Annotated in this window: 22 protein-coding genes; 18 read left to right on the top strand and 4 right to left on the bottom strand. The window is 70.1% G+C overall.

Annotated elements, in window-relative coordinates; genetic code table 11:
- Positions 1–5: 5 nt before the first annotated feature.
- The 5 genes from QRN26_RS14990 (at position 6) to QRN26_RS15010 (ending at position 4,492) form a co-directional block, all read left to right on the top strand.
- The gene (locus QRN26_RS14990; RefSeq protein WP_056014229.1) at positions 6–932 is read left to right on the top strand and encodes a carbohydrate ABC transporter permease; all 927 of its coding nucleotides are present in this window, start codon (positions 6–8) and stop codon (positions 930–932) included.
- Positions 932–1,885 (top strand): carbohydrate ABC transporter permease, encoded by a 954-nt coding sequence (locus QRN26_RS14995; protein ID WP_082498793.1) that lies wholly within the window; start codon positions 932–934, stop codon positions 1,883–1,885. Before QRN26_RS14990 ends, QRN26_RS14995 begins: the two co-directional genes overlap by 1 nt.
- A 48-nt stretch (positions 1,886–1,933) precedes the next feature.
- Positions 1,934–2,629, top strand: a complete 696-nt coding sequence (locus QRN26_RS15000) for a ThuA domain-containing protein (protein ID WP_056014232.1) — start codon at positions 1,934–1,936, stop codon at positions 2,627–2,629.
- The gene (locus QRN26_RS15005; RefSeq protein ID WP_235526869.1) at positions 2,614–3,747 is read left to right on the top strand and encodes a Gfo/Idh/MocA family protein; all 1,134 of its coding nucleotides are present in this window, start codon (positions 2,614–2,616) and stop codon (positions 3,745–3,747) included. Before QRN26_RS15000 ends, QRN26_RS15005 begins: the two co-directional genes overlap by 16 nt.
- 106 nt (positions 3,748–3,853) lie before the next feature.
- Entirely contained in the window at positions 3,854–4,492 is a 639-nt protein-coding gene (locus QRN26_RS15010; RefSeq protein ID WP_285037390.1) for a hypothetical protein, read from the top strand.
- Positions 4,493–4,499: 7 nt separating this feature from the next.
- On the opposite strand, the gene QRN26_RS15015 is transcribed toward QRN26_RS15010, so the two are convergent.
- Positions 4,500–5,003, bottom strand: a complete 504-nt coding sequence (locus tag QRN26_RS15015) for a metallophosphoesterase family protein (protein WP_056014238.1) — start codon at positions 5,001–5,003, stop codon at positions 4,500–4,502.
- 117 nt (positions 5,004–5,120) lie between these two features.
- Here QRN26_RS15015 and QRN26_RS15020 point away from each other — a divergent pair, with 117 nt between their 5' ends.
- Complete coding sequence (locus QRN26_RS15020; RefSeq protein WP_200920982.1) at positions 5,121–5,732, top strand: hypothetical protein; 612 nt, start codon at positions 5,121–5,123, stop codon at positions 5,730–5,732.
- Between the two features lie 107 nt (positions 5,733–5,839).
- On the opposite strand, the gene QRN26_RS15025 is transcribed toward QRN26_RS15020, so the two are convergent.
- On the bottom strand, positions 5,840–6,277 hold the full coding sequence (locus QRN26_RS15025) for a GNAT family N-acetyltransferase (protein WP_285037391.1): 438 nt from the start codon (positions 6,275–6,277) through the stop codon (positions 5,840–5,842).
- 96 nt (positions 6,278–6,373) lie between these two features.
- Between QRN26_RS15025 and QRN26_RS15030 the strand changes: the two genes are divergently transcribed.
- Positions 6,374–7,570, top strand: coding sequence for an ROK family protein (locus QRN26_RS15030; RefSeq protein ID WP_285037392.1), 1,197 nt, complete (start codon positions 6,374–6,376; stop codon positions 7,568–7,570).
- A 199-nt stretch (positions 7,571–7,769) separates the two neighbouring features.
- On the opposite strand, the gene QRN26_RS15035 is transcribed toward QRN26_RS15030, so the two are convergent.
- The gene (locus QRN26_RS15035) at positions 7,770–8,789 is read right to left on the bottom strand and encodes a LacI family DNA-binding transcriptional regulator (RefSeq protein WP_056014246.1); all 1,020 of its coding nucleotides are present in this window, start codon (positions 8,787–8,789) and stop codon (positions 7,770–7,772) included.
- A 134-nt stretch (positions 8,790–8,923) separates the two neighbouring features.
- Between QRN26_RS15035 and QRN26_RS15040 the strand changes: the two genes are divergently transcribed.
- From QRN26_RS15040 to QRN26_RS15085, 10 genes are all read left to right on the top strand, one after another.
- Positions 8,924–9,943 (top strand): serine hydrolase domain-containing protein, encoded by a 1,020-nt coding sequence (locus QRN26_RS15040; protein ID WP_285037393.1) that lies wholly within the window; start codon positions 8,924–8,926, stop codon positions 9,941–9,943.
- Between the two features lie 276 nt (positions 9,944–10,219).
- Positions 10,220–10,360, top strand: a complete 141-nt coding sequence (locus QRN26_RS15045) for a hypothetical protein (protein WP_157605282.1) — start codon at positions 10,220–10,222, stop codon at positions 10,358–10,360.
- 107 nt (positions 10,361–10,467) lie between these two features.
- Positions 10,468–11,580, top strand: a complete 1,113-nt coding sequence (gene chvE / locus QRN26_RS15050; RefSeq protein WP_056014252.1) for a multiple monosaccharide ABC transporter substrate-binding protein — start codon at positions 10,468–10,470, stop codon at positions 11,578–11,580.
- Positions 11,581–11,791: 211 nt separating this feature from the next.
- Positions 11,792–13,300 carry a multiple monosaccharide ABC transporter ATP-binding protein gene (gene mmsA, locus QRN26_RS15055; protein ID WP_056014741.1) on the top strand — a complete coding sequence of 503 codons (1,509 nt, stop codon included), beginning with the start codon at positions 11,792–11,794 and terminating at the stop codon, positions 13,298–13,300.
- Between the two features lie 31 nt (positions 13,301–13,331).
- A complete protein-coding gene (mmsB, locus tag QRN26_RS15060) occupies positions 13,332–14,585 on the top strand; it encodes a multiple monosaccharide ABC transporter permease (RefSeq protein ID WP_056014255.1) in 1,254 nt (417 codons plus the stop codon).
- Positions 14,586–14,643: 58 nt separating this feature from the next.
- Positions 14,644–16,359: a sugar ABC transporter ATP-binding protein gene (locus QRN26_RS15065; protein ID WP_285037395.1), complete on the top strand. Its 1,716-nt coding sequence runs from the start codon at positions 14,644–14,646 to the stop codon at positions 16,357–16,359.
- A 163-nt stretch (positions 16,360–16,522) separates the two neighbouring features.
- The gene (gene araB / locus QRN26_RS15070) at positions 16,523–18,283 is read left to right on the top strand and encodes a ribulokinase (RefSeq protein ID WP_056014261.1); all 1,761 of its coding nucleotides are present in this window, start codon (positions 16,523–16,525) and stop codon (positions 18,281–18,283) included.
- A complete protein-coding gene (locus tag QRN26_RS15075; RefSeq protein ID WP_056014264.1) occupies positions 18,280–18,987 on the top strand; it encodes an L-ribulose-5-phosphate 4-epimerase in 708 nt (235 codons plus the stop codon). Before araB ends, QRN26_RS15075 begins: the two co-directional genes overlap by 4 nt.
- 100 nt (positions 18,988–19,087) lie before the next feature.
- Entirely contained in the window at positions 19,088–20,605 is a 1,518-nt protein-coding gene (gene araA, locus QRN26_RS15080) for an L-arabinose isomerase (RefSeq protein ID WP_285037396.1), read from the top strand.
- A 150-nt stretch (positions 20,606–20,755) separates the two neighbouring features.
- A complete protein-coding gene (locus QRN26_RS15085; protein WP_056776500.1) occupies positions 20,756–21,076 on the top strand; it encodes a hypothetical protein in 321 nt (106 codons plus the stop codon).
- An 18-nt stretch (positions 21,077–21,094) separates the two neighbouring features.
- Here the strand turns inward: QRN26_RS15085 and QRN26_RS15090 are convergent, their stop codons facing one another.
- Positions 21,095–22,192 carry a hypothetical protein gene (locus QRN26_RS15090; protein ID WP_285037397.1) on the bottom strand — a complete coding sequence of 366 codons (1,098 nt, stop codon included), beginning with the start codon at positions 22,190–22,192 and terminating at the stop codon, positions 21,095–21,097.
- A gap of 95 nt (positions 22,193–22,287) precedes the next feature.
- Here QRN26_RS15090 and QRN26_RS15095 point away from each other — a divergent pair, with 95 nt between their 5' ends.
- Positions 22,288–23,268, top strand: a complete 981-nt coding sequence (locus QRN26_RS15095) for a cyclase family protein (RefSeq protein WP_285037398.1) — start codon at positions 22,288–22,290, stop codon at positions 23,266–23,268.
- The last annotated feature ends 46 nt before the right edge of the window (positions 23,269–23,314 follow it).

A 23,314-nucleotide genomic window follows, 5' to 3' on the forward strand; every position in this document is an offset into this window, starting at 1 on the left:
CTCCGATGACTGCTACCCGTCAACTGCACGGGGCCGGAGGGGCCGGGGCGGCAGCGATGCGCCGCCGCACCGGCCCCAGTGGCTGGATGGTCGCGCCGGCGCTGGGCTTCTTCCTCGTCTTCGCGATCATCCCGCTCATCGTCGCCCTGTACCTGAGCTTCACCCGCTGGGACGCCATCACGGATCCCGCGTGGGTCGGTCTCGACAACTGGGCCTCCGTCCTCGTCGACCCGGTCGCGATCGACGCGCTCGTCCTGACCCTCAAGGTCATCGTGATCTCCTGGGTCGTCCAGACACCGATCAGCCTGCTCCTCGGCACGTGGACCGCGGGGAAGCAGCGCAACCGGGCGGTGCTCGGAGCGATCTTCTTCCTGCCGCTCCTGCTGTCGTCCGCGGCGACCGCCATCGCGTTCAAGGCGATCCTCGACCCGAACTTCGGCCTGTCGGCGTCGCTCGGCATCCCCTTCCTCAAGCAGGACTGGCTGGGCAACCAGCAGCTCGTCCTGTTCGTGGTGATCTTCATCATCGCGTGGCAGTTCGTGCCGTTCCACACGCTCCTCTTCCAGGGCGGCGTCCGACAGATCCCCGCGTCGCTCTACGAGGCGGCGGAGATCGACGGTGCCGGGACGATCAAGCAGTTCTTCCACATCACGCTCCCGCAGCTGCGGTACACGCTCGTGACGTCGTCGACGCTCATGATCATCGGATCGCTCACCTACTTCGACGTGATCTTCGTGCTCACCGGCGGGGTCCCGAGCGCGGGCACCCGCATCCTCCCGATCCTCATGTACGTGACGGGCTTCTCCGCGAGCCAGTTCGGGCAGGCGAGTGTCATGGCGATCATCCTGGCCGTCATCGGTCTCGCCATCGCGCTGCTCCTCACCAAGCTGAGCGGCTTCGCCAAGATGGACAGTCAGCAGGAGGGCCTCTGATGTCAGCCACCAACCCACTCACGAAGCCCGGCGCCCTGCCGACGGGGAGCCTCGACACCGTCAGCGTCTCCACCGCGGGTTCGCGACGCGGTCGCCCGGCCGAGCACGAGACCAGAGGCCGACGTCCCCGTGGCGCGCGACGGAAGCCGAACATCCTCGGCGGCATCGGCGCCTGGATCTGGCTGCTCATCATCGTGCTGCCGATCTACTACATCGTCATCACGAGTGTGCGTCCGCAGGCCGGGTTCTTCTCGAGCAACCAGCTCATCCCGCCGACCGATCCGACGCTCGACGGCTACGCGCTCGTCCTGCAGAGCGACTTCTTCCTGTACCTCGGGAACAGCGTGATCATCACCGTCGCGAGCGTCGCGGTCACCGTGTTCGTCTGCCTCATGGCGTCGTACGCGATCGTGCGCACCAACTCGCGGTTCACGCGGGGAGCGTTCTCGTTCTTCCTGCTGGGGCTCGCGATCCCGCTGCAGGCGACGATCATCCCGCTGTTCTACATGCTCAGCAAGGCGGGGCTCTACGACACCCTCCTGGCGCTGATCCTGCCCTCCATCGGGTTCGCGGTGCCGGTCACCGTCCTCATCCTGTCGAACTTCATCCGGGACATCCCGAAGGAACTGTTCGAGTCGATGACCGTGGACGGTGCGTCGAGCTGGCGGACCCTCGTGTCGCTCGTGCTCCCGCTGGCCCGCCCTGCCATCGTCACCGTGGCGCTCTACAACGCGCTCAACGTGTGGAACGGCTTCCTGTTCCCGCTCGTGCTGACGCAGTCGCCGAGCAACCGGGTGCTGCCGCTGTCGCTGTGGACGTTCCAGGGCTCGTTCAGCGTGAACGTGCCAGCGGTGCTCGCCGCCGTGGTGCTGTCGACGCTCCCCATCTTCATCCTGTACCTGTTCGGCAGACGGCAACTGATCAGCGGCATGACCGCCGGCTTCAGCAAGTGACGCCCGGCCGATCGACACCGAACCCGATATATCCCCCGAGAGGAATACATGACTGACAAGCAGGCCCTCGTGGTCCGAGGTGGTTGGGACGGGCACATGCCCGTCGAGACCACCGCGGCCTTCATCCCCTTCCTGGAGGCGAACGGGTTCACCGTGCGCGTCGAGGACGGGACCGCCGTCTACACCGATGCCGACTACCTCGACACCGTCGACCTCATCGTCCAGATCAACACCATGAACACCATCGAGCCTGAGGAGTTCGCGGGCCTCCAGCGGGCCGTCCTCAACGGCACGGGGATGGCCGGTTGGCACGGCGGGATCGCGGACTCGTACCGGAACAACGCGGACTACCTTCACATGATCGGCGGGCAGTTCGCGCACCACGCCGGCAAGGATCCGGCGGAGCGCACGGGGGAGCAGTCCGACAACTACATCCCGTACACCGTGCACATCACCGAGTACGGCCGGCAGCACCCGATCACCGAGGGGATCGAGGACTTCGACCTCGTCACCGAGCAGTACTGGGTGCTGAGCGACGAGTACAACGACGTCCTCGCGACGACGACACAGGAGGTGCGGCCCTGGGACGCGTGGAACCGTCCCGTCACGGCCCCCGCCATCTGGACGCGCCACTGGGGGAAGGGTCGGATCTTCGTGTCGGCGCCCGGCCACCGCATCGAGATCGTCGAAGAACCCAACGTCCGCACCATCATCGAACGGGGCCTGCTGTGGGCAGCACGCTGAACGACACCCCCACGACCACCGGGGGATCGGTCCTCCGGGTCGGCGTCATCGGCGTCGGCAACATCTCGCGGCAGTACTTCGCCGAGTTCCCCAAGTTGCCGAACCTCCGGCTCGTCGTCGTCGCCGACCTCGATCTCGCACGGGCCGCCGAGGTCGCGGCCGAGCAGGGCGTCCGGTCCTCGAGCGTCGACGAGTTGCTCGCCGACCCGGAGGTCGACGTCGTCCTGAACCTCACCATCCCGGCAGCCCACGCGGAGGTCGCCCGCCGTGCCCTCGAGGCGGGGAAGCACGTCTACGGCGAGAAGCCGCTCGCACTCTCCACGGCCGAGGCGCGACCGGTGCTCGAGCTCGCGCGCGCGAAGGGGTTGCGGGTCGGCAGTGCGCCCGACACCGTCCTCGGCTCCGGTGTCCAGACGGCGCTCGCCGTGCTCGACGCCGGAGCCATCGGTCGACCGATCGCGGCGGCGGTGGCGTGGAGTGCGCCGGGTCACGAGCTGTGGCACCCGGCACCCGCGTTCTACTACCAGCCGGGCGGCGGTCCGCTGCTCGACATGGGGCCGTACTACCTGACGAGTCTCGTGTCGTTCTTCGGTCCCGTCGTGCGGGTGTCGGGCGCGGTCGCGCGGTCGGACCGGGAGCGGACGGTCGCCACGGGTGCGCTCGCCGGCACGCCGATCCCGGTGCACGAGCAGGTCGACACCCACGTGACGGCGATCCTCGAGCACGCGAACGGCGTCGTCTCGACGGTGACCGTGTCGTTCGAGGTGTGGGCCAGCCGGGTGCCGCTGTTCGAGGTGTACGGCACCGCCGGGACCGTCGCGGTGCCCGACCCGAACCGGTTCTCCGATCCGGTTGAGCTCTCGACCGCGGACGACCGCACCTGGCGTGCGGTGCCCGACAGCGCCGGCTTCGTCGACGCCGGACGCGGGGTCGGGCTGTCGGACCTCGCCGAGGCGATCGAGCAGGACCGGCCACACCGGGCCTCGGGGGACCTCGCGTTCCACGTGCTGGAGATCATGGAGGCGATCATCGTCGCCGGGCGTGAGCACCGGGTCGTGGAACTGACGAGCACCGTGGAGCGTCCCGAGCCCGTGCAGCAGACGGTCGCCGTCGGCTGACGCCCGGTCCCTGAGCCCACGACCTCGGTCCCTGAGCCTGTCGAAGGGCGGCTCGGGGACCGGGTCCTGTGCGAGGATGGGCTGATCCGAGCACACATTTGGGGGAATGATGTCGTTCACGCGAGCACACCGACGACCGGTCTTCACCATCCTGGCGATCGCCGCAGCCCTGGCCCTTGCCGGCTGCTCGGGCGGCGCCGGAGCCTCGACGCCGGCGCCGACCGAGACCGTGACGGTCACGCCGACCGCCACCCCGTCACCGACGCCCACCGGCCCCGACCTCGCGGACCCGTCGTCCTGGACCGTCGACTTCACCGGCGTCGGTCCGGTCGAGCTCGGCGCCCCGATCCTCGGGACGGCGTCGCTCATGACGGCGTTCTCCGTGGCGACCCAGGAGGCGTGCCCGTGGGTCACCGCCTACGCCGCCGAAGGCCTGCCGTCGGTGTGGTTGCCCGATCCGCAGGACACGGGCGTGGTCGAGCAGATCGTGCTGCAGGCGTGGAGCGGTCCGGCTGCTGTCGCGGCGTCGTCGCCGAAGACGGAAGCGGGTGTCGGCGTCGGCTCGACCCTCGCGGAACTCCGCGCCGCCTACCCCGCGCTCACCGAGCAGCAGGGCAAGTACGCCGTCTTCTACGCCGTCACCGACGACGCCGGGCACTGGATCAACTTCTCCGTGATGGACGACGTCGTCGACGCGATCGTCGTGCGTGCCGAAGCGAAGATCGACAGCGAGTACTGCGGCTGACCGTCGCTCAGCGGGCGACGGGGACGACCAGGACGTCCGCGAGCACGCCGTCGTCCACCCGCGCGGTCATCATCGTGCACTGCGGCTGACGGCGACGGTCCGTCGGCGAGCCGGGGTTGAGCAGCCGGAGACCCGCGGGGGAGACGGTGTCCCAGGGGATGTGGCTGTGCCCGAAGACGAGCACGTCGGTGTCGGGGTAGGCCTCGTCGGCGCGCCGTTCGCGGCCGGTGGCTGCACCGGTCTCGTGGACGACGGCGAAGCGGACGCCGTCGACCTCGAACCGCGCGACCTCGGGGAGCCGCGCGCGGAGCCCCGGTCCGTCGTTGTTGCCGAAGACGCCGACGAGGCGGGTGGCTCGCTGCTCGAGGGCGTCGAGTGTCGCCTCGTCGACCCAGTCGCCGGCGTGGACGACGAGGTCGGCCGCGTCGACCGCGGCCCACACGGCGTCCGGCAGGGCCTTCGCGCGCTTGGGCAGGTGGGTGTCGGAGATGAGCAGGAGCGAGGTCGACATGCCTCAACGCAAGCGGATCGTCCCGCCCGCGTCAACCGCGTGGTGGTCGTGCGCGAGCCGAGCGGTTCAAGTGACGAACCGAGCCGGCACCCAGACGGGCCGACTACAGTGGGCGGCATGCCCGCAACCGACCTGCGCTTCTCCGGGAGGATCGCCGGCTACGGCACCACGGGCGGCGTCCGCATCGTCCTCGGGCTCTGGTCGACGTCACCCTTCGGGTCCTTCGCCGACGCGATGATCGAGGACTCCCGCGGCAAGCGGCTCCTCCTCGCCCCCACGCAGGAGATCGCCGACTTCATCGCCACCACGTACACCTTCGACGACATCGAGATCGGCACGGTCGGGTGGACGCGCCTCCCCACCGGCCTCCGGTTCGTCGGCGGCCCGCTCGACACGACGCTGCGCATCGGCGGCAGTTCGCCCCTGGGACGAGCGCTCCGAGCCGTCCCCAAGCCGCTCGCGGTCAACCCGCTCTGGCTCCAGACGATCGACCCCGTCGCCCGGGTGCTGCAGCCGGGTGCGCGCACGGCGGGCTCGGCCGGCAACGGACGACGCGAGTACTACGGGGTGACGGGTGCCCGCCGCATCACCGCGGCGACGGCGAGCTGGTCGGGAGCGGACCTCGGCACCCTCGCACCGCTCGCCCCGCCCGTGCGGTTCGGCTTCGGTTCCGCCCCCGCCGACCCGCACCTCGTCGACATCGTCACGACGGTCCGGCAACCCGCCTGAGCTGCTCCGCGGTCGCGAGGCAGCCGGAGATCCGCGCGGTGGCAGGACCCTCAGCGCCCTGACGTCCTGCTGTGGTGCCGATCTCCTGCTGCCGCGCCGCAGCGTGCTCAGCCCCGGCGGACCATCCACACGTCGACGTCGTCCTCGCGTTCCAGCGTGAAGCCGTGGCGCTCGTAGAGGCGACGGGCCGGGCTGCCCTGCAGCACGTTCAGGCGGAACGGCCGAGGGTCGCCGTCGTCGCGCAGCACCTGCGCGAGAACCGCGGTACCGAGGCCGGCGCCCTGGTGCTCGGGGGCCAGGTAGAAGTGTTCCAACCAGCGTTCCTCCGGCTCCGGGCGAATCGCGAACAACCCGGCAGCGACGCCGTCGACCACGATCACCGAGGTGTGCTCCGGCCGGTACGCGTCGAGGAACCGTCGACGCACGCGGGTCTCGTCGTAGCGCCCGAGACGCTCGAGGTCGGGGCGCATCACGACGGCGCGCACCTCGGCCATCCACGTCGCATCGTCGAGCGTGGCCGGTCGGAGTGTCCATGCGGTGGGCATCCATCCAGTCAACCATCCGTTCCGGTCGCTCGCGCGCGCAGGTGCCGGGGGAGCCGCCGGTGAGGGACACTGGAGGGATCGAGCAGAGGTGGGCGTGTGGGTGAGGCGACAACGGGCGGAACCGCTCCGACGGGTGGTCAGGCCACCGGGAGCGGGCTCGACTCGGTGCGCCGTCGCAACCTCGGGCGGATCGTCGAGCTGGTCCACCAGGGCGGGGTGCAGTCGCGGTCCGCACTCACGCGGGCGACCGGGCTCAACCGCTCGACGGTCGCCGCGCTCGTGACGGAACTCGCAGCGTCGGGCGTCGTCACGGAGTCGGTCCCGGTCGGCGGGCAGGGCGTCGGTCGTCCGTCGCCGCTCGTCTCCGCCGGCCCCCGAGCCGTCGCCTTCGCGGCGAACCCGGAGCTCGACGCGATCACCGTCGCGGCCGTCCGGCTCGGTGGCGAGGTCGTCGGACGCGTGCGTCGCGACGTCGACACGACCCCGACGGCAGGCGAGGCGACGGCGATCATCGCGGAGCTGGTCGCCGAGTTGGCCGCACGCCTGCCCGACGACGCGCAGGGTGGGGGCGGGATCGGGCTCGCGGTCCCCGGACTCGTGCGCGACGCCGATGGGGTCGTCCGGCTCGCGCCGCACCTCGGCTGGGTCGACGAACCCCTCGTCGAACGGCTGCGTGCCGCGACCGGCCGGGCGGTGTTCGCGGCGAACGACGCGAGTCTCGGTGCCAGGGCGGAGCGGACCTTCGGGGCCGGCCGAGGCATCGACGACCTCGTCTACCTGAACGGTGGCGCGAGCGGTATCGGCGGCGGCATCATCGCCGGTGGCCGCCCCGTCGGCGGAGCGCGCGGCTACGCGGGGGAGTTCGGGCACACCTCGGCGACGGCCGCGGGCAACGCGCTCGAAGACGCCGTCCGCCGTAGTGAGCTGCTCCGCGTCGCCGGGCTCGTCGCCGGGGACGACGCGGTCCTCGAAGCGGCACTCGCCGCCGGTATCGCCGCGGATCCGGCCGGGCCGATGCGCGAGGAGGTCGTCCGGCAGGCGAGGACGCTCGGGCGGGCGCTCGCCGGGACGGTCAACATCCTCGACCCCGAGCTCGTCGTCCTCGGCGGGCACCTCGGGATCGTGCTCGAACTGGCCTCGGAAGAGCTGCACGACGCGGTCCGTGAGCGGGCGCTCGTCCCGCCGTTCGAGGACGTCGCGATCGTGCGTGCGGAGCTCGGGCAGGACCTCCTCCTCATCGGTGCGGCGGAACTCGCCTTCGACCGCCTCATCGCGGACCCCGCCGCCTGGTGAGTCCGTCCGCCGGCGCGGTGCACTGACGTGAGACGTCCCCACCCGGCGTCAGCGCGGTGCGCTGGCATGACTCTGCGGGCATCGGCGCGACCGCGGGCTGAGCGCGTGAGCGCGGGTCTCCGGAGGGGCGCGCCCACGCGTGTGAGCCGCGCTCGCGTCAGCGCACCGCGCCGGCGCCAGGCACCACCGCCACCCGGGGTCAGAAGGCCGGGGGACCCGCGGACTTCCGCACGATGAGCTCGGGCTCGATCGTGCCCCGGTAGCCGACGGCGTCGACCTCGAGGTTGCCGAGCAGATGCGCGACGCAGCGCCGCCCCAGCTCGTCGAAGTCCTGGCGGACCGTCGTGAGCGGCGGCCAGAAGTGCGACGCCTCGGGGATGTCGTCGAACCCCACGATCGACACGTCCCGCGGCACGTCGTAGCCCTCGTCGCGGATCGCGTGGATGAGCCCGAGCGCCATCTGGTCGTTCGAGGAGAAGATCGCCGTGAAGTCGCGCACCCGCATGAGTTCGATGCCGGCGCGATACCCGAAGTCGGCCGTCCAGTCGCCGAGGATCGGCGCGGTCGTCGGCACGTCCTGCGCGCTCATCTCCGCGAGGAACCCACGCATGCGCGCCTCCGCCTCGATCCAGTCCTGCGGACCGGCGAGGTGGTAGATGTTCCGATGCCCGAGCTCGATGAGGTGCCGCGTCGCCAAGCGTCCACCGGCGACCTGGTCGACCCCGATCGAGTGGTCGTCGAGGTCGCCGCCGGACTGCACCGCCACGAAGGGGACCCGGACCTGCAGCTCCTCGATGGCGCGGAACACCCGGACCTGCGGCGCGATCACCACGATGCCGTCGACCGACTGCGCGAGGAGGTGCTCCACGGCCGCGACGATCGACACCTCGCTGGTGTCGGGCAGGTTGGAGGTGCTGACGAGGTACCCGGCGTCCTTGCTCGCGTTCTCGATGGCCTGGATCATGCTCGCCGGACCGTACTGGGAGCGCTGGCTGGCGAGCACGCCGATCGTCCGCGACCGGCTCGTCACGAGGGCTCTGGCCGCACGGTTCGGGCGGTAGTTGACCTCGTCCATGACGGCGAGCACGCGGTCGCGCGTGGAGTCGCGGATGCTCGGATGGTTGTTGAGCACTCGGGACACGGTCTGGTGGGAGACCCCGGCCAGGCGCGCGACATCGCGGATATTGGGGGCTCGCCCCCGTTCGGCGTCGTCGCTCACGGATTCCTCGGACCTCGATGTGCACGGTCACATTTCGTGCTGCACCCATTATGCACACGCCTCAGGCCGCCGAAGGATCGGCTCCGTCGGCCTCCGTGCAGCCGCTGAGCAGCCGACGACGGTACCGTTGGAGGATGGACACCGCAAGCGTCGCCCGCGTCATCGAAGCCACCGACTTCTCGGGCGTCGTGCTCGTCAAGCGCGGAGACGAGACGCTCTTCGAGGTCGCACGGGGGCTCGCCTCCCGGGAGCGCGACGAGCCGATCACGCTCGACACCCGGTTCGACACGGCCTCGATCACGAAGCTGTTCACCGCGGCCGCCGTGCTGCAGCAGGTCGACGCGGGGCACATCGACCTCGACGAGTCGATCCACGAGTACGTCGACCTCGACGGCACCACCATCCGCCGCGACGTGCAGCTGATCCACCTCCTCACCCACACCTCGGGCATCGCCGACGACGCCGACGAGACCGCCGGCGAGAGCTACGAGGAGCTGTGGGCCGAGCGCTCGGCCTCGTCGATCCGCGAGACCGCCGACCTCCTGCCGCTCTTCGCCCACAAGCCGCCGCTCGCGGCGCCTGGCGAGGAGGCGAACTACGTCAACGCCGGCTACGTCCTGCTCGGGCTCGCCCTCGAAGGGGTGACCGGCCTGCCGTACCGCGAGCTCATCGAGCAGCAGGTGTTCGCGCTGCTCGGCATGGACCACTCGGGCTTCGCCGACCGCCGCACGGGCGAGCCCGGCCTCGCCGAGGGGGGCGACGTCGACGACGACGGGGTCTGGCACTCGAACGTCGACGCCTTCCCGCCGCTCGGCGGCCCGGACGCCGGCGCGCAGTCCACGGCGGCCGACCTCATCACCTTCCTGCGGGCCGCGCGCGACGCGAAGCTCCTCACCGCGGAGCTGACCGAAGAGTTCACCTCCCCGCAGATCGAGGTCGACGAGGAGATCTCCTACGGCTTCGGATTCGAGTTCGACGTCGACGAGGACGGTCAGGTCCGTTCGATGTACCTCGACGGTGTCAACCCGGGTGCCAGCGGCATCGTCCGCACCTACTTCGGCCCGACGGCGGCCGACGCGATCGACGTCGTCGTGCTGTCGAACTCCGAGGACGGCGCGTGGGACGTCATCCGCGCCATCGACGCAGAACTCTAGGCGACTTCCGCGCCACCACTGGGATCGGCAGCGCCGGTACCCGCCGTCCGAGCGCGTCGCGCACGGCCGCCGCGCGCCCCGCGCACACCCCGGAACCACGTCGTTGAGAGCGCGACCATACCCCGACGATCGCCGGTTATGAAAATGAGACACATCCCGACTTGACATCGGGTGGAGGTCTGGGGCTATCGTGTGACACACAATGTGAACGGTCACATTCGGAGTGACGAGGAAGTCGACGTGGGAACGAAGCGCAACGGAGCGAGCAGGTGGGCGATGAGCCTCCTCCCGAACCGCGGCACCGATCGAACCGACCACGACTCCCTCTCGGCCCGGCTTCCCGCCGGCCACCTCTCCCTGCACCCTCGCCGGCACCACGACGAGGCGTCCGCACCCGCACCCGCGAACGCCACGTAGCCGACGAGCGGCCTCGATGAGCTGGACACATCGACGCCGTTCGACCTGCGCATGACAACGACGTCCAAGCAACCCCCTAGGGAAGGAACCACACAGTGAAGAAGAGAATGCTCCTCGCCACGCTGGCCGCAGGCACGATGGTCGTGTCGCTCGCCGGCTGCTCCGGCGGCGCAAGCGGCGGATCGGGCGGCGGCGAAGGCGACGGCAAGCTCGTCGGCGTCGCGATGCCCACCAAGAGCTCCGAGCGCTGGATCCAGGACGGCAACGCCGTCAAGGAGCAGCTCGAGAAGGAGGGCTTCAAGGTCGACCTGCAGTACGCCGAGGACGACATCCCCACCCAGGTCTCGCAGATCGAGAACATGATCACCAAGGGCGCCTCCGTCCTGATCATCGCGTCGATCGACGGCACCACGCTCACGAGCGTGCTGCAGGAGGCCAAGGACGGCGACATCCCCGTCATCGCCTACGACCGCCTCATCCGCGACAGCGAGAACGTCGACTACTACGCGTCGTTCGACAACTACAAGGTCGGCGTGCAGCAGGCCAACTCGGTCCTCAACGGCCTCGGCCTCGTCGACCTCGAGGGCAAGCCCACCGAGGGCGCACCCGCCGGTCCGTTCAACATCGAGATGTTCGCCGGCTCGCCCGACGACAACAACGCCACGTTCTTCTGGGACGGCGCGCAGGACACCCTGAAGCCGTTCATCGACGCGGGCACCCTCACGGTCGCCAGTGGCCAGACCTCCTTCGAGCAGGCTGCAACGCTCCGTTGGGACGGTGAGACCGCGCAGAAGCGCATGGAGAACATCCTCACGTCGACCTACTCCGACGGTTCCAAGGTCAACGCGGTCCTGTCGCCCTACGACGGCATCTCGCGAGGCATCATCTCGGCGCTGACCGACGCCGGCTACTCGGTGGGCGACGGCTGGCCCGTCATCTCCGGCCAGGACGCCGAGCTCGACTCGGTCAAGGCCATCGAGTCCGGCGAGCAGTACGCGACCATCTTCAAGGACACCCGCCAGCTGGCGAGCGAAGCCGTCAAGATGGCCGTCGCCGTCCTGAACGGTGAGAAGCCCGAGGTCAACAACACCGAGGACTACGACAACGGCAAGAAGGTCGTCCCGTCCTTCCTCCTCGAGTCGCAGATCGTCGTCAAGGACAACATCCAGGAGGTCCTCGTGGACTCCGGGTACTGGACCGAAGACGAGATCAAGGGCTAACACCCACCGAAGTCCCCAGTCGGGCTCGGGGAGCGGATTCCGCTCTCCGAGCCTGTCTCGGGGCCCGGGTCCGCACCTCGACGCTTCGACCACCTCAGTGACCATGTCCGGTCCCTGAGTCGGACGACGTGCCTGAGGTCACCGGCCAGGCTCAACGACGACCACCAGTAAGGAGACTCAGGTGTCAGCCGAGACGACGAGCATCCTCGAGATGCGCAACATCATCAAGACCTTCCCCGGCGTCAAAGCCCTCTCGAACGTCACCCTCGATGTGCAGCGCGGTACCGTGCACGCCATCTGCGGCGAGAACGGTGCCGGCAAGTCCACCCTCATGAAGGTGCTGTCGGGCGTGTACCCGTTCGGGACCTACGAGGGCGACATCGTGTTCGAGGGCGAGACGATGGAGTTCAAGGACATCCGTGACTCGGAGTCCAAGGGCATCGTCATCATCCACCAGGAGCTGGCGCTCAGCCCCTACCTCTCCATCGCGGAGAACATCTTCCTCAACAACGAGCTGAAGGGGCCGCTCGGCCTCATCGACTGGAACCGCACCAACCAGGAGGCGGCAGCCCTGCTCGCCCGGGTCGGGCTGCGGGAGAACCCGACGACGAAGATCCTCGAGATCGGTGTCGGCAAGCAGCAGCTCGTCGAGATCGCGAAGGCCCTCTCGAAGCGCGTGAAGCTCCTCATCCTCGACGAGCCGACCGCCGCCCTGAACGACGAGGACTCCGACCACCTGCTCGACCTCATCCTGCACCTCAAGGAGCAGGGCATCACGTCGATCATCATCAGCCACAAGCTCAACGAGATCAAGAAGGTCGCCGACACCGTCACGGTCATCCGCGACGGCAAGACGATCGAGACGATCGTGAAGAACGACGTCACCGAAGAGCGCATCATCAAGGACATGGTCGGCCGCGACCTCGAGCACCGCTACCCGGACCACACGCCGAACATCGGCGCCGAGATCCTGCGCGTCGAGGACTGGACCGCCCACCACCCGCAGGACCCGACCCGCGTGATGGTGGACGCCGTGAACCTCAACGTCCGTGCCGGTGAGATCGTCGGCATCGCCGGCCTCATGGGCGCCGGACGCACCGAGTTCGCGATGAGCCTCTTCGGCCAGTCGTACGGCAGCCGGATCAGCGGCAAGGTCTTCAAGAACGGCTCGGAGATCCGCACGCGCACCGTGTCGGAGGCCATCGCGAACGGCCTCGCGTACGCCACCGAGGACCGCAAGTACTACGGCCTCAACCTCATCGAGGACATCAAGCGCAACATCTCGATGGCCTCGCTGAAGAAGCTCGAACGCGGCGGACTCGTGAACGACAACGAGGAGTACAAGGTCGCCGAGGAGTACCGCAAGAGCATGAACATCAAGGCTCCCAACGTGCTCGCGAAGACCGGCAAGCTCTCGGGTGGCAACCAGCAGAAGGTCGTGCTGTCGAAGTGGATCTACTCCGACCCCGACGTCCTCATCCTCGATGAGCCCACCCGTGGGATCGACGTCGGCGCGAAGTACGAGATCTACACGATCATCAACCGCCTCGCCGCGGAGGGGAAGGGCGTCATCGTCATCTCCTCCGAGCTCCCCGAGCTCATCGGCATCTGCGACCGCATCTACGCCCTCAGCGAGGGCCGCATCACCGGCGAACTGCCGATCGAGGAAGCGAACCCCGAAGCGCTCCTCAAGCTCATGACCATGGAGAAGCCCCGCTAAGCGGGCGCGGACGGATCGAAGGAGAACCGCAATGTCCGATCTGGACACCAAACCCACCGTCCCGGCAGGGGACGGCACCGCCGCCGGCGGCCTCGTCAACCCGGCCACGAACCGGTTCACGAGCTGGCTGACCCACATCCTCAGCGACCTCGGCAAGAACGGCATCTTCATCGCCCTCCTGCTCGTCGTCGTGTTCTTCGCCGTCATCACCGACGGCATCCTGCTGCGGCCGCAGAACATCTCCAACCTGATCGTGCAGAACGGGTACATCCTCGTCCTCGCGATCGGCATGGTGATGGTCATCATCGCCGGCCACATCGACCTGTCGGTCGGTTCCGTCGCGGCCTTCGTCGGCGCCGTCTCCGGTGTCTTCGCCGTGCAGATGCAGATGCCGTGGTGGATCGCGGTCATCCTCTCGCTCGCCATCGGTGCCCTCGTCGGCGTCTGGCAGGGCTTCTGGATCGCCTACGTCGGCATCCCGGCGTTCATCGTCACGCTCGCCGGCATGCTCATCTTCCGCGGCCTCGCGCTCGTGGTCCTCGGCAACGCGAACATCGGTTCCTTCCCGGGCGAGTACCGCGCCCTCGGCAACGGCTTCCTGAACGACGTCTTCGGTGACTTCCCGATCGACCCGCTCACGCTCGGGATCGGCGTCATCGCCGTCATCGGCCTCGTCGTGCAGCAGGTCCGCACGCGCCTCGGCCGTCAGAAGTACGGCCAGGAGACCGAGCCCTTCCCGTGGTTCGTCGCCAAGCTCGTCCTGATCACCGCCGGCATCGGCTTCTTCGTCTACGCCCTCGCCGCGTACAAGGGCATCCCGGTCACGCTCATCGTGCTCGCCGTCCTGGTGCTCGTCTACGGCATCGTGATGAACCGCTCGGTCTTCGGTCGCCACATCTACGCGATCGGTGGCAACCGCCACGCGGCCGAGCTGTCCGGTATCAAGACGCGCAAGGTCGACTTCTTCCTGTTCGTCAACATGGGCTTCCTCGCGGCGCTCGCCGGCCTCATCTTCACGGCCCGCCTGAACCTCGCCGGTCCGAAGGCCGGTGACGGCTTCGAGCTCGAGGCGATCTCCGCGGCGTTCATCGGTGGAGCCGCGGTGCAGGGTGGTGTCGGAACCATCGGTGGCGCGATCATCGGTGGTCTCATCATCGGCGTCCTGAACAACGGTATGTCGATCATCGGCCTCGGCATCGAGTGGCAGCAGGCCGTCAAGGGCCTCGTGCTCCTGCTCGCCGTCGCCTTCGACGTCTACAACAAGCGCCGCAGCGGCGGACGCTGATCCGCAGCCCCGCTCAGGCGGCGAGCTGTCCAGCACGAACGACCAGTCACCCTCAGCGATGACCGCGAACCACGGAGGCGAGCGCACCGGCGAACAGGCCGGGGCGCTCGCCTCCGTGCGTGGTCCGGGCGGTGATGCGACGGCCCCGTCGGTACCCGCACTCGAGGTGCTCGACGGTGACGAGACGGTGCTCGCCGTCGAGGCCGGCGTCGTCCACGCGGTCGTCGGGTCCCGGTCGGCGACGCGGCGCTTCGTCGACGCCCTCTCCGGCGCCGCGGGCGGACGGCGGCGACGCAGGACCGCCGAGGTCGTGCGCATCGCGGGGACGGCCGTCGCCCTCGCTTCCCGTGCGGCGTCGAGTGCGGCCGGGATCGCCGTGGTGACCGGCGGCCAGGCGATCAGTTGGACGCAGGACGTCGGCGACAACGTCCTGCTCGGCAACGAGCACGGCTCGGGTGTCGACGGCTTCGGCGCCGCGGTCCGTGCCGCCCTCCGCCTCGGCCGTCCCGGCGGCGATGCGCGCGGGACCGACCGGGACCGCGTGGTCCGGGCGCTCGCGACGGTCGGCCTCGCGACCGATCCGACCGCGGCGGTCGCGGAGCTGACCGCTCTGGAACGCCGACTCGTCGAGCTCGCGAGAGCGGTCGCAGCCGGAGCCGCCGTCGTGATCGTCGACGAGTCCGGAGCCGGACTGTCCACGCCGGAACGCGAGCGCTGGCAGACCGCCCTGCGCTCCGTCGCCGCCACGCCCCGGCCGACCGGGACCGCTCCGGTGGTCCTACTCGTCACGGGGACGGTCACCGGTCTCGCCGCCGTCGCATCGGCGGTCACCCTGCTCGGAACCGGATCCGGCGCGAACGGCCCCCGCACGCTCCCGGTGTCGGACGCGGCCGATGAGCGGCGGGTGCTCGACGCCTTGGCAGCGGGCCTCGGGAGCGCCGCGGGTCTCCGTGGTGTGGACCGCACGAGCGACAGCGCGCGGTCCTGCCCGGATCGCGACACCCGCCCGACCGAGCGCACGGGCGGGCTGCGTGTCGATCAGTGGCACGCGAGCCACCCCGCCGACGCCACCAGGACCGTCGTCGACGGGGTGAGCTTCGCGTGCGCACCCGGCGAGGTCCTCGGCCTCTTCGGCCCCCTCGACTCCGGTGCCGGCGAGGTGCTCCTCAGCCTGTTCGGCCGCTCGTACGGCGCCACGGTGCGCGGCGCGGTCAGCATCGACGACGAGACCGTCGACGTCTCGACCATGGACCGCGCTCGCGCTGCCGGACTGCTCTACACGACCGAACACCCGATCCGCTACGACCTCGCGTTCCTCGGCGGCGTGCCCTCGAGTGTGTCGCCGACGTCGCTCACCCGCATGGTCTCGACCGGGCTCGCGGACGGCCGCCGGGCGTACCCGGCGACCACCGGGGTGAACGGACTGGCCGCGGCACTGCCCGGTGCGCATCGCGGCCCGAGCGTCGAGCAGTTCACCGAGTCACTCCGGTCGCTCCTCGACACACCGGCACGGGTGGTGCTCCTGGCCGAACCGTTCGGTGACCGCCGCGACGCCGGTGCGGCCGAACGCGTCGCCCTCATCCGGGCCATCGCCGCCTCCGGTCGCGCGGTCGTGGTGGCCGGCGACGACCCGTCCGCGCTCGTCGAGGTCTGCGACCGGGTCATCGCCGTCCGCAACGGCCGGGTGGTGGGGGAGACCCGTCCCGACCGCGACGCCAGGGGGCATCGGGACGCGGTCCTCGCCGTCCTCGAGGCGATGGGCGGGCTCGCATGAGCGGCGCTGGTCACGCCGATGTACAACGTTGTACACTGGGATCGGCCCGGACGCCGTCGAACCTCCACCCGACCCCGGCCCACCCACCCCGAGCGTCCCACGGACGCCGCAGGCTTCCGCACCACCCGACGAACCAGCACCACCAGACGAAGGAGTCCAGCCGGTGAACACCGAGCACACCGCAGCATCCCCCAGCGCGTCAGCCGCCTCCGGCGAGACCTACACGATCGGCGTCGACTTCGGCACCCTGTCCGGCCGGGCCGTCGTCGTCCGCGTGTCCGACGGCGCTGAACTCGGCTCCGCGGTGCTCGACTACCCGCACGCCGTCATGGACCGCGAGCTCGCCTCGACCGGCGCCACCCTGCCGCCCGACTGGGCGCTGCAGGTCCCGGCCGACTACGTCGCGGTCATCAGGTCCGCCGTGCCCCGCGCCGTCGAGGCCGCCGGGATCGACCCGGCGGCGGTCATCGGCATCGGCACCGATTTCACGGCCTGCACGATGGTCCCCGTCATCGCCGACGGCACCCCGCTCAACGAGCTACCCGAGTACGCCGACCGCCCGCACGCCTACGTGAAGCTGTGGAAGCACCACTCCGCGCAGCCGCAGGCCGACCGCATCAACGAACTCGCCGCCGAGCGGGGCGAGTCCTGGCTGCCGCGCTACGGCGGACTCATCTCCAGCGAGTGGGAGTTCGCCAAGGGACTCCAGCTGCTCGAGGAGGACCCGGAACTCTACGAGCGCATGGACCACTGGGTCGAGGCCGCCGACTGGATCATCTGGCAGCTGACCGGACGCTACGTCCGGAACGCCTGCACCGCCGGGTACAAGGGCATCTACCAGGACGGCGCCTACCCGAGCCACGAGTTCCTCGCCGCCCTCAACCCCGCGTTCGAGCGCTTCGCCGACGACAAGGTCGAGCACGAGATCGGCGAACTGGGCGCTGCCGCCGGCACCCTCTCGGCCGAGGCCGCGGCCTGGACCGGGCTCCGTGAGGGCATCGCCGTCGCGGTCGGGAACGTCGACGCGCACGTCGCCGCCCCCGCGGCACAGGCGGTCTCGCCCGGCCAGATGGTCGCGATCATGGGCACGTCCACCTGCCACGTCATGAACGGCGACGTCCTCCGCGAGGTCCCCGGCATGTGCGGCGTCGTCGACGGCGGCATCATCGCCGGCCTGTACGGCTACGAGGCGGGCCAGTCCGGCGTCGGTGACATCTTCGCCTGGTACGTCGAGAACCAGGTCCCCGCCCGGTACACGGAGGAGGCGGCCGCGCGCGGCGTCAGCATCCACGAGTACCTCACCTCTCTGATCCAGGACCAGCCGGTCGGTGCCCACGGGCTCGTCGCGCTCGACTGGCACTCCGGCAACCGCTCGGTGCTCGTCGACCACGAACTCTCCGGCACGGTCCTCGGCCTGACGCTCTCCACACGCACCGAAGAGGTCTACCGGGCGCTGTTCGAGGCGACCGCCTTCGGGACGCGCAAGATCGTCGAGACGTTCAACGCTTCGGGCGTGCCCGTCACCGAGTTCATCGTCGCCGGCGGTCTGCAGCGGAACCCGTTCCTCATGCAGACCTACTCCGACATCCTGCGCCTGCCGATCTCGATCACCGCGAGCGCCCAGGGTCCCGCCCTCGGCTCCGCCATCCACGCGGCCGTCGCGGCCGGCGCCTACCCGGACGTCCCGGCGGCCAGCGCCGCGATGGGCAAGGTCGACCGCGCCGTCTACACGCCGAACGAGGCCGCGGCGGACGCGTACGACCTGCTCTACGCCGAGTACGCCACCCTCCACGACTACTTCGGTCGCGGAGCCAACGACGTCATGAAGCGGCTGAAGCGCCTCCGCCGGGCCGCCCTCGGTGGCGGCTCCGACCGCCTGCCGTCCGACACCGAGACCACCGCCCTCGAAGGAGCAACCTCGTGAACACCTACTCACCGGAGATCGAGGTCGCGATCGCCCGCGTCCGCGCCGACGTCGCGAAGCTGCACGGCGAGCTCGTGCGCTACGGCCTCGTCATCTGGACCGGCGGCAACGTCTCCGGTCGGGTGCCCGGCGCCGAGCTGTTCGTGATCAAGCCGTCGGGCGTCGACTACGACGACCTCGCGCCCGAGAACATGATCCTCTGCGACCTCGACGGCAACGTGATCCCGGGCACGCCCGGCTCCGACCGGTCGCCCTCGAGCGACACGGCCGCGCACGCCTACGTGTACCGCCACATGCCCGAGGTCGGCGGGGTCGTGCACACGCACTCCACCTACGCCGTCGCCTGGGCTGCACGCGCCGAGCCGATCCCGTGCGTCATCACCGCCATGGCCGACGAGTTCGGCGGGGAGGTCCCCGTCGGGCCGTTCTCGATCATCGGCGACGACTCGATCGGTCGCGGCATCGTGGAGACGCTGACCGGCCACCGGTCGCGCGCCGTCCTCATGCAGAACCACGGTCCGTTCACCATCGGCAAGGACGCGCGGGACGCCGTGAAGGCGGCCGTCATGGTCGAGGACGTGGCCCGGACCGTGCACATCTCGCGGCAGCTGGGTGAGCCGAAGCCGATGCCGACCGAGGCGATCGACGCCCTGTTCGACCGCTACCAGAACGTCTACGGCCAGGCGCCCCAGGGCGCGCTCTAGGCCAGCCACCGCACCCCGGTCCCTGATCCCTCCCGGTCCCTGAGCTCGTCGACGGGCAGGGACCGCGCACACCACTCCAGACCAGAAAGCAGACCCACCCATGCCGAAGCCCACCACCACCCTCGACCACTACACCGTCTGGTTCCTCACCGGCAGCCAGAACCTCTACGGCGAGGAGACCCTCCGCCAGGTCGCCGAGCAGTCGCAGGCCATCGCCGCCGAGCTCGGCGCCGCCGCCGACGTCCCGGTCCGGATCGAGTGGAAGCCCGTCCTCAAGGACTCCGAGTCCATCCGTCGCGCGATGCTCGACGCGAACGCCGACGACAGCGTCATCGGCCTCGTCACCTGGATGCACACCTTCAGCCCCGCGAAGATGTGGATCGCCGGCCTCGACGCCCTGCAGAAGCCGCTCCTGCACCTGCACACGCAGGCGAACGTCGAGCTGCCGTGGTCGGAGATCGACTTCGACTTCATGAACCTCAACCAGGCCGCCCACGGCGACCGCGAGTTCGGCTACATCCAGACCCGTCTCGGCGTCGCCCGCAAGACGGTCGTCGGCCACGTGTCGGACCCGCGGGTGCAGCGTGAGGTCGGCACCTGGCAGCGCGCCGCAGCCGGTTGGGCCGCCACGCACGAGCTGAAGCTCGCCCGCTTCGGTGACAACATGCGCTACGTCGCCGTCACCGAGGGTGACAAGACGGAGGCCGAGCTGCGGTTCGGCGTGCAGGTGAACACCTGGAGCGTCAACGAACTCGCCGCGGCCGTGCACGCCTCGACGGACGCCGACATCGACGCGCTCGTCGCCGAGTACGAGGAGCTGTACGACGTCGTCCCCGAGCTGCGGAAGGGCGGCGAGCGGCACGAGTCGCTCCGCTACGGCGCCGCGATCGAGCTCGGCCTGCGCTCGTTCCTCGAGGCCGGTGACTTCGCCGCGTTCACGACGAGCTTCGAGGACCTCGGTGAGCTGCGCCAGCTGCCCGGTCTCGCCGTCCAGCGCCTCATGGCCGACGGTTACGGCTTCGGTGCCGAGGGTGACTGGAAGACGGCCGTCCTCGTGCGCGCCGCGTCCGTCATGGGTGCAGGCCTCCCCGGCGGCGCCTCGCTCATGGAGGACTACACGTACCACATGGAGCCCGGCAACGAGCTCATCCTCGGGGCGCACATGCTCGAGGTCAGCCCGACGCTGTCCTCCGCGCGGGCCACGCTCGAGGTGCACCCGCTCGGCATCGGCGGCAAGGAGGACCCGGTGCGCCTGGTCTTCACGGCCGACTCCGGCCCGGCCGTCGTCGTCGCCATGAGCGACATGCGTGACCGCTTCCGGCTCACGGCGAACGTCGTCGAGGTGGTCCAGCCCATCGAGGCACTGCCGAAGCTGCCCGTCGGTCGTGCCGTGTGGAAGCCGGCTCCCGACTTCGCGACGTCGGCCGCCGCCTGGCTCACCGCGGGTGCCGCGCACCACACGGTGATGTCGACGGCCGTCGGGGTCGAGGTGTTCGCCGACTTCGCCGAGATCGCGAAGACCGAGCTGCTCGTGATCGACGAGTCGACGACCACGCGCGACTTCCAGCGTGAGGTGCGCTGGAACAACGCCTACTACCGTCTGGCCCAGGGCTTCTAAGCACCCAGCAGTCCCATGAGGACGGCCTCCCACCGCACGGTGGGAGGCCGTCCTGCGTTCCGGCGTCACCGATCGTGCGGTCCGACGTCGGCGCTTGCTAGCCTGAGGCGAGGCGCCGGGGGTGGCGCGAGGAACGACGGGGGTCGACCGATGACGGACGTGTTCGAGCAGGCCGGGGCACCGGGGCAGGACCAGGAAGCGGCGACCGGACGCACCGGGCTCGGCTGGCGGCTCGCGATCGGCGGGACCGTCCTCGTCGCCGGTGTCGGCGCGGTCCTCGCGATCGTCGCGGTGACGGGCGGGTTCGCCGCGGCGGATCCGGCGGCCGCCGAGCGGGCGATGGAACGCTGCATCGAGGAGCAGGCGAGCCGGATCGTCGACGCCGGCGACCGCACGCCCGAGGAGGCCGCGGCGGAGGGCTGTGCACTCCAAGCCGACTCGGACACCTTTCTCGACGAGTACGGCGACTGACCGGACCGCTCGGGCCGGCTAGCGCAGGAGCCCGAAGACCAAGCCGACGACGAAGAGTGCGAGCGCGCTCCACATGAGGATGTCGTCGAGGCTCATCCGGACGGCGAGGCGCCGACCACGGGTGCTGACCCGGCCGGCCGTCGTCGTCGTCGAGGGCGATTCGTCCGCCGCGGCGCTCCGTCGGTCACCTCGGGTCTCGCGCCACCGGGCCCAGCGTTCGACGCGGTCGTCGAGCGCATCGACGGCGTCGGCGATGTCCCGCCAGTCCTCCGGTCTGGTCGTGACGAGGTCCTTGGTGGTCACGAGGAGGAGCCAGTCGTCGACGATCTCCACGTCGAAGCCCCGCACGTGGTCGAGCAGGCGTGCCATCACGTCGGGCGTGAACAGGTAGAGCGCGTCGGCCTCGTAGCCGATCGGGCAGTACAGCTGGAAGTGGCGGTCGAACCCGCCCTCGAGGCTGAGGCGCTGCGCGTCGGCCGGGGCGCCGGCACCGGTCATGCCTCGGCGGCGGCCGTCCTGGGCGCGCAGCAGGATGTGGGGGAGCGCGACGGGCATCCGGAGCGCGCAGTAGCCGCCGAAGGGGGCCGCGAGGTTCTTGCGGTTGCCGATGACCTCGTAGTTCGCGATCTCGATGCCGCGCGGCTCCCGGCTCCGGAACACCCGGTGCAGGTTCGCGGACCCGCGGCTCCGCCAGGGCATGTCGCGCTGCAGGGCGATGGGACCGACCCGGTAGTCGAACCCGTTCGCCTGGGCGAAGGCGGCGAGACGGAGGTGCGTGCGTTTCAGGGTCCTGCGCGACCAGACCCGGACCGTCATCCGGACGAGGATCACGGCGAGGAGGATCATGACCACCACGAGGGTGCCCATGCCGAAGGCGATCCCACCGGCGTTCCGGCCGACCTGCGCGGAGGCGAGCAGGCCGACGAGCCCGAAGAAGAAGATGCCGAACAGCCCGCCCAACGCGCTGAGGGTGGTGGTGAGCCGTCGGAGTCGCCCGATGCGATCCCGTGCGTCGCGGTCCTCCGCCACGAAGGCCGGCCACTGCGCTCGGACCTCGTGGCCGGGAAACGGTCGGGTGAGCGCACTCGTGTCGAGTGGTTCGGGGAGCGCCTGCACGTCCTTCAGCCTACTTCCGCGCTCGTGGCCGGAAATCGGCGAGGCATGGCCGGGAATCCCTCGGCGCGGCTCGGGCCACGCGCCAGAATGAAGGCATGACCGAACAACGCGCCGTCCTCGATGCCTCCGTCAGCTTCCTGAACGGCGGTGGCCTCGCCGTCGAGGACTTCCGCCTCGACCTGCCACCGGCCATCGCCCAGGCGAAGGGGAAAGCGCAGCAGCAGGAGATCGGCCGGCTCCTCGTCACCCACCTCGGGCTGGCGATGGTCGGTGAGATCCGCATCACGAAGCTCGAGATCGTGCGCGAACAGCACAAGGGCTCGCGCGGCATCCTCGCTGCAGCGGCGGCCGCGGGGCTCGAGCTCCCCGCTGAGACGACGGCTGAGACGCAGCGGCGGCCGCGCCCGGAGGGACGGCTCGTGGAGCTGAGCCACCCGATCCGCGCCGGACTGCGCACCTACCCGGGCCTGCCCGAGCCGGTGATCCGTCCCTTCCTCACCCGCGAGGACTCACGCGCGAAATACGCGGAGGGGACCGAGTTCGCGATGGACGTCATCGAGATGATCGGCAACACCGGTACCTACCTCGACAGCCCGTTCCACCGCTACGCCGGCGGAGGCGACCTCGCGAGCCTGACGCTCGACCGACTCGTCGACCTCCCAGCCGAGGTCTTCCACCTCGAGGACTCGTCCGAGCGCGGCATCGGCGCGAACGTCTTCCTCGACCGCGAGCTGCGCGGGACCGCCGTGCTCCTGCACACCGGCTGGGACCGGCACTTCGAGAGCGACGCGTACCGCTCGAACGCGCCCTTCCTCGCGGAGGACGGTGTCCGACACCTCGTCGAGCAGGGCGTGGTCCTCGTCGGCATCGACTCCATCAACATCGACGACACCGAGGCGGGTTCCGGCGGAGCGCGCCCGGCACACTCCCTCCTGCTCGACGCCGGGATCCAGGTGGTCGAGCACCTGACCGGTCTCGAGCAGCTGCCCGCGAGCGGCGCGACGTTCACCGCCACCCCACCACTCGTCGAGGGCTTCGCGACGTTCCCGGTGCGCGCCTTCGCCCGCCTGCCCTAGGCCCGGGACCGTCGCCGTCGGACGGGCGCTCCGGGCACCCGTCCGA

The sequence above is a fragment of the Plantibacter sp. ME-Dv--P-095 genome (assembly GCF_030209365.1).
Classification (GTDB): Bacteria; Actinomycetota; Actinomycetes; order Actinomycetales; family Microbacteriaceae; genus Plantibacter.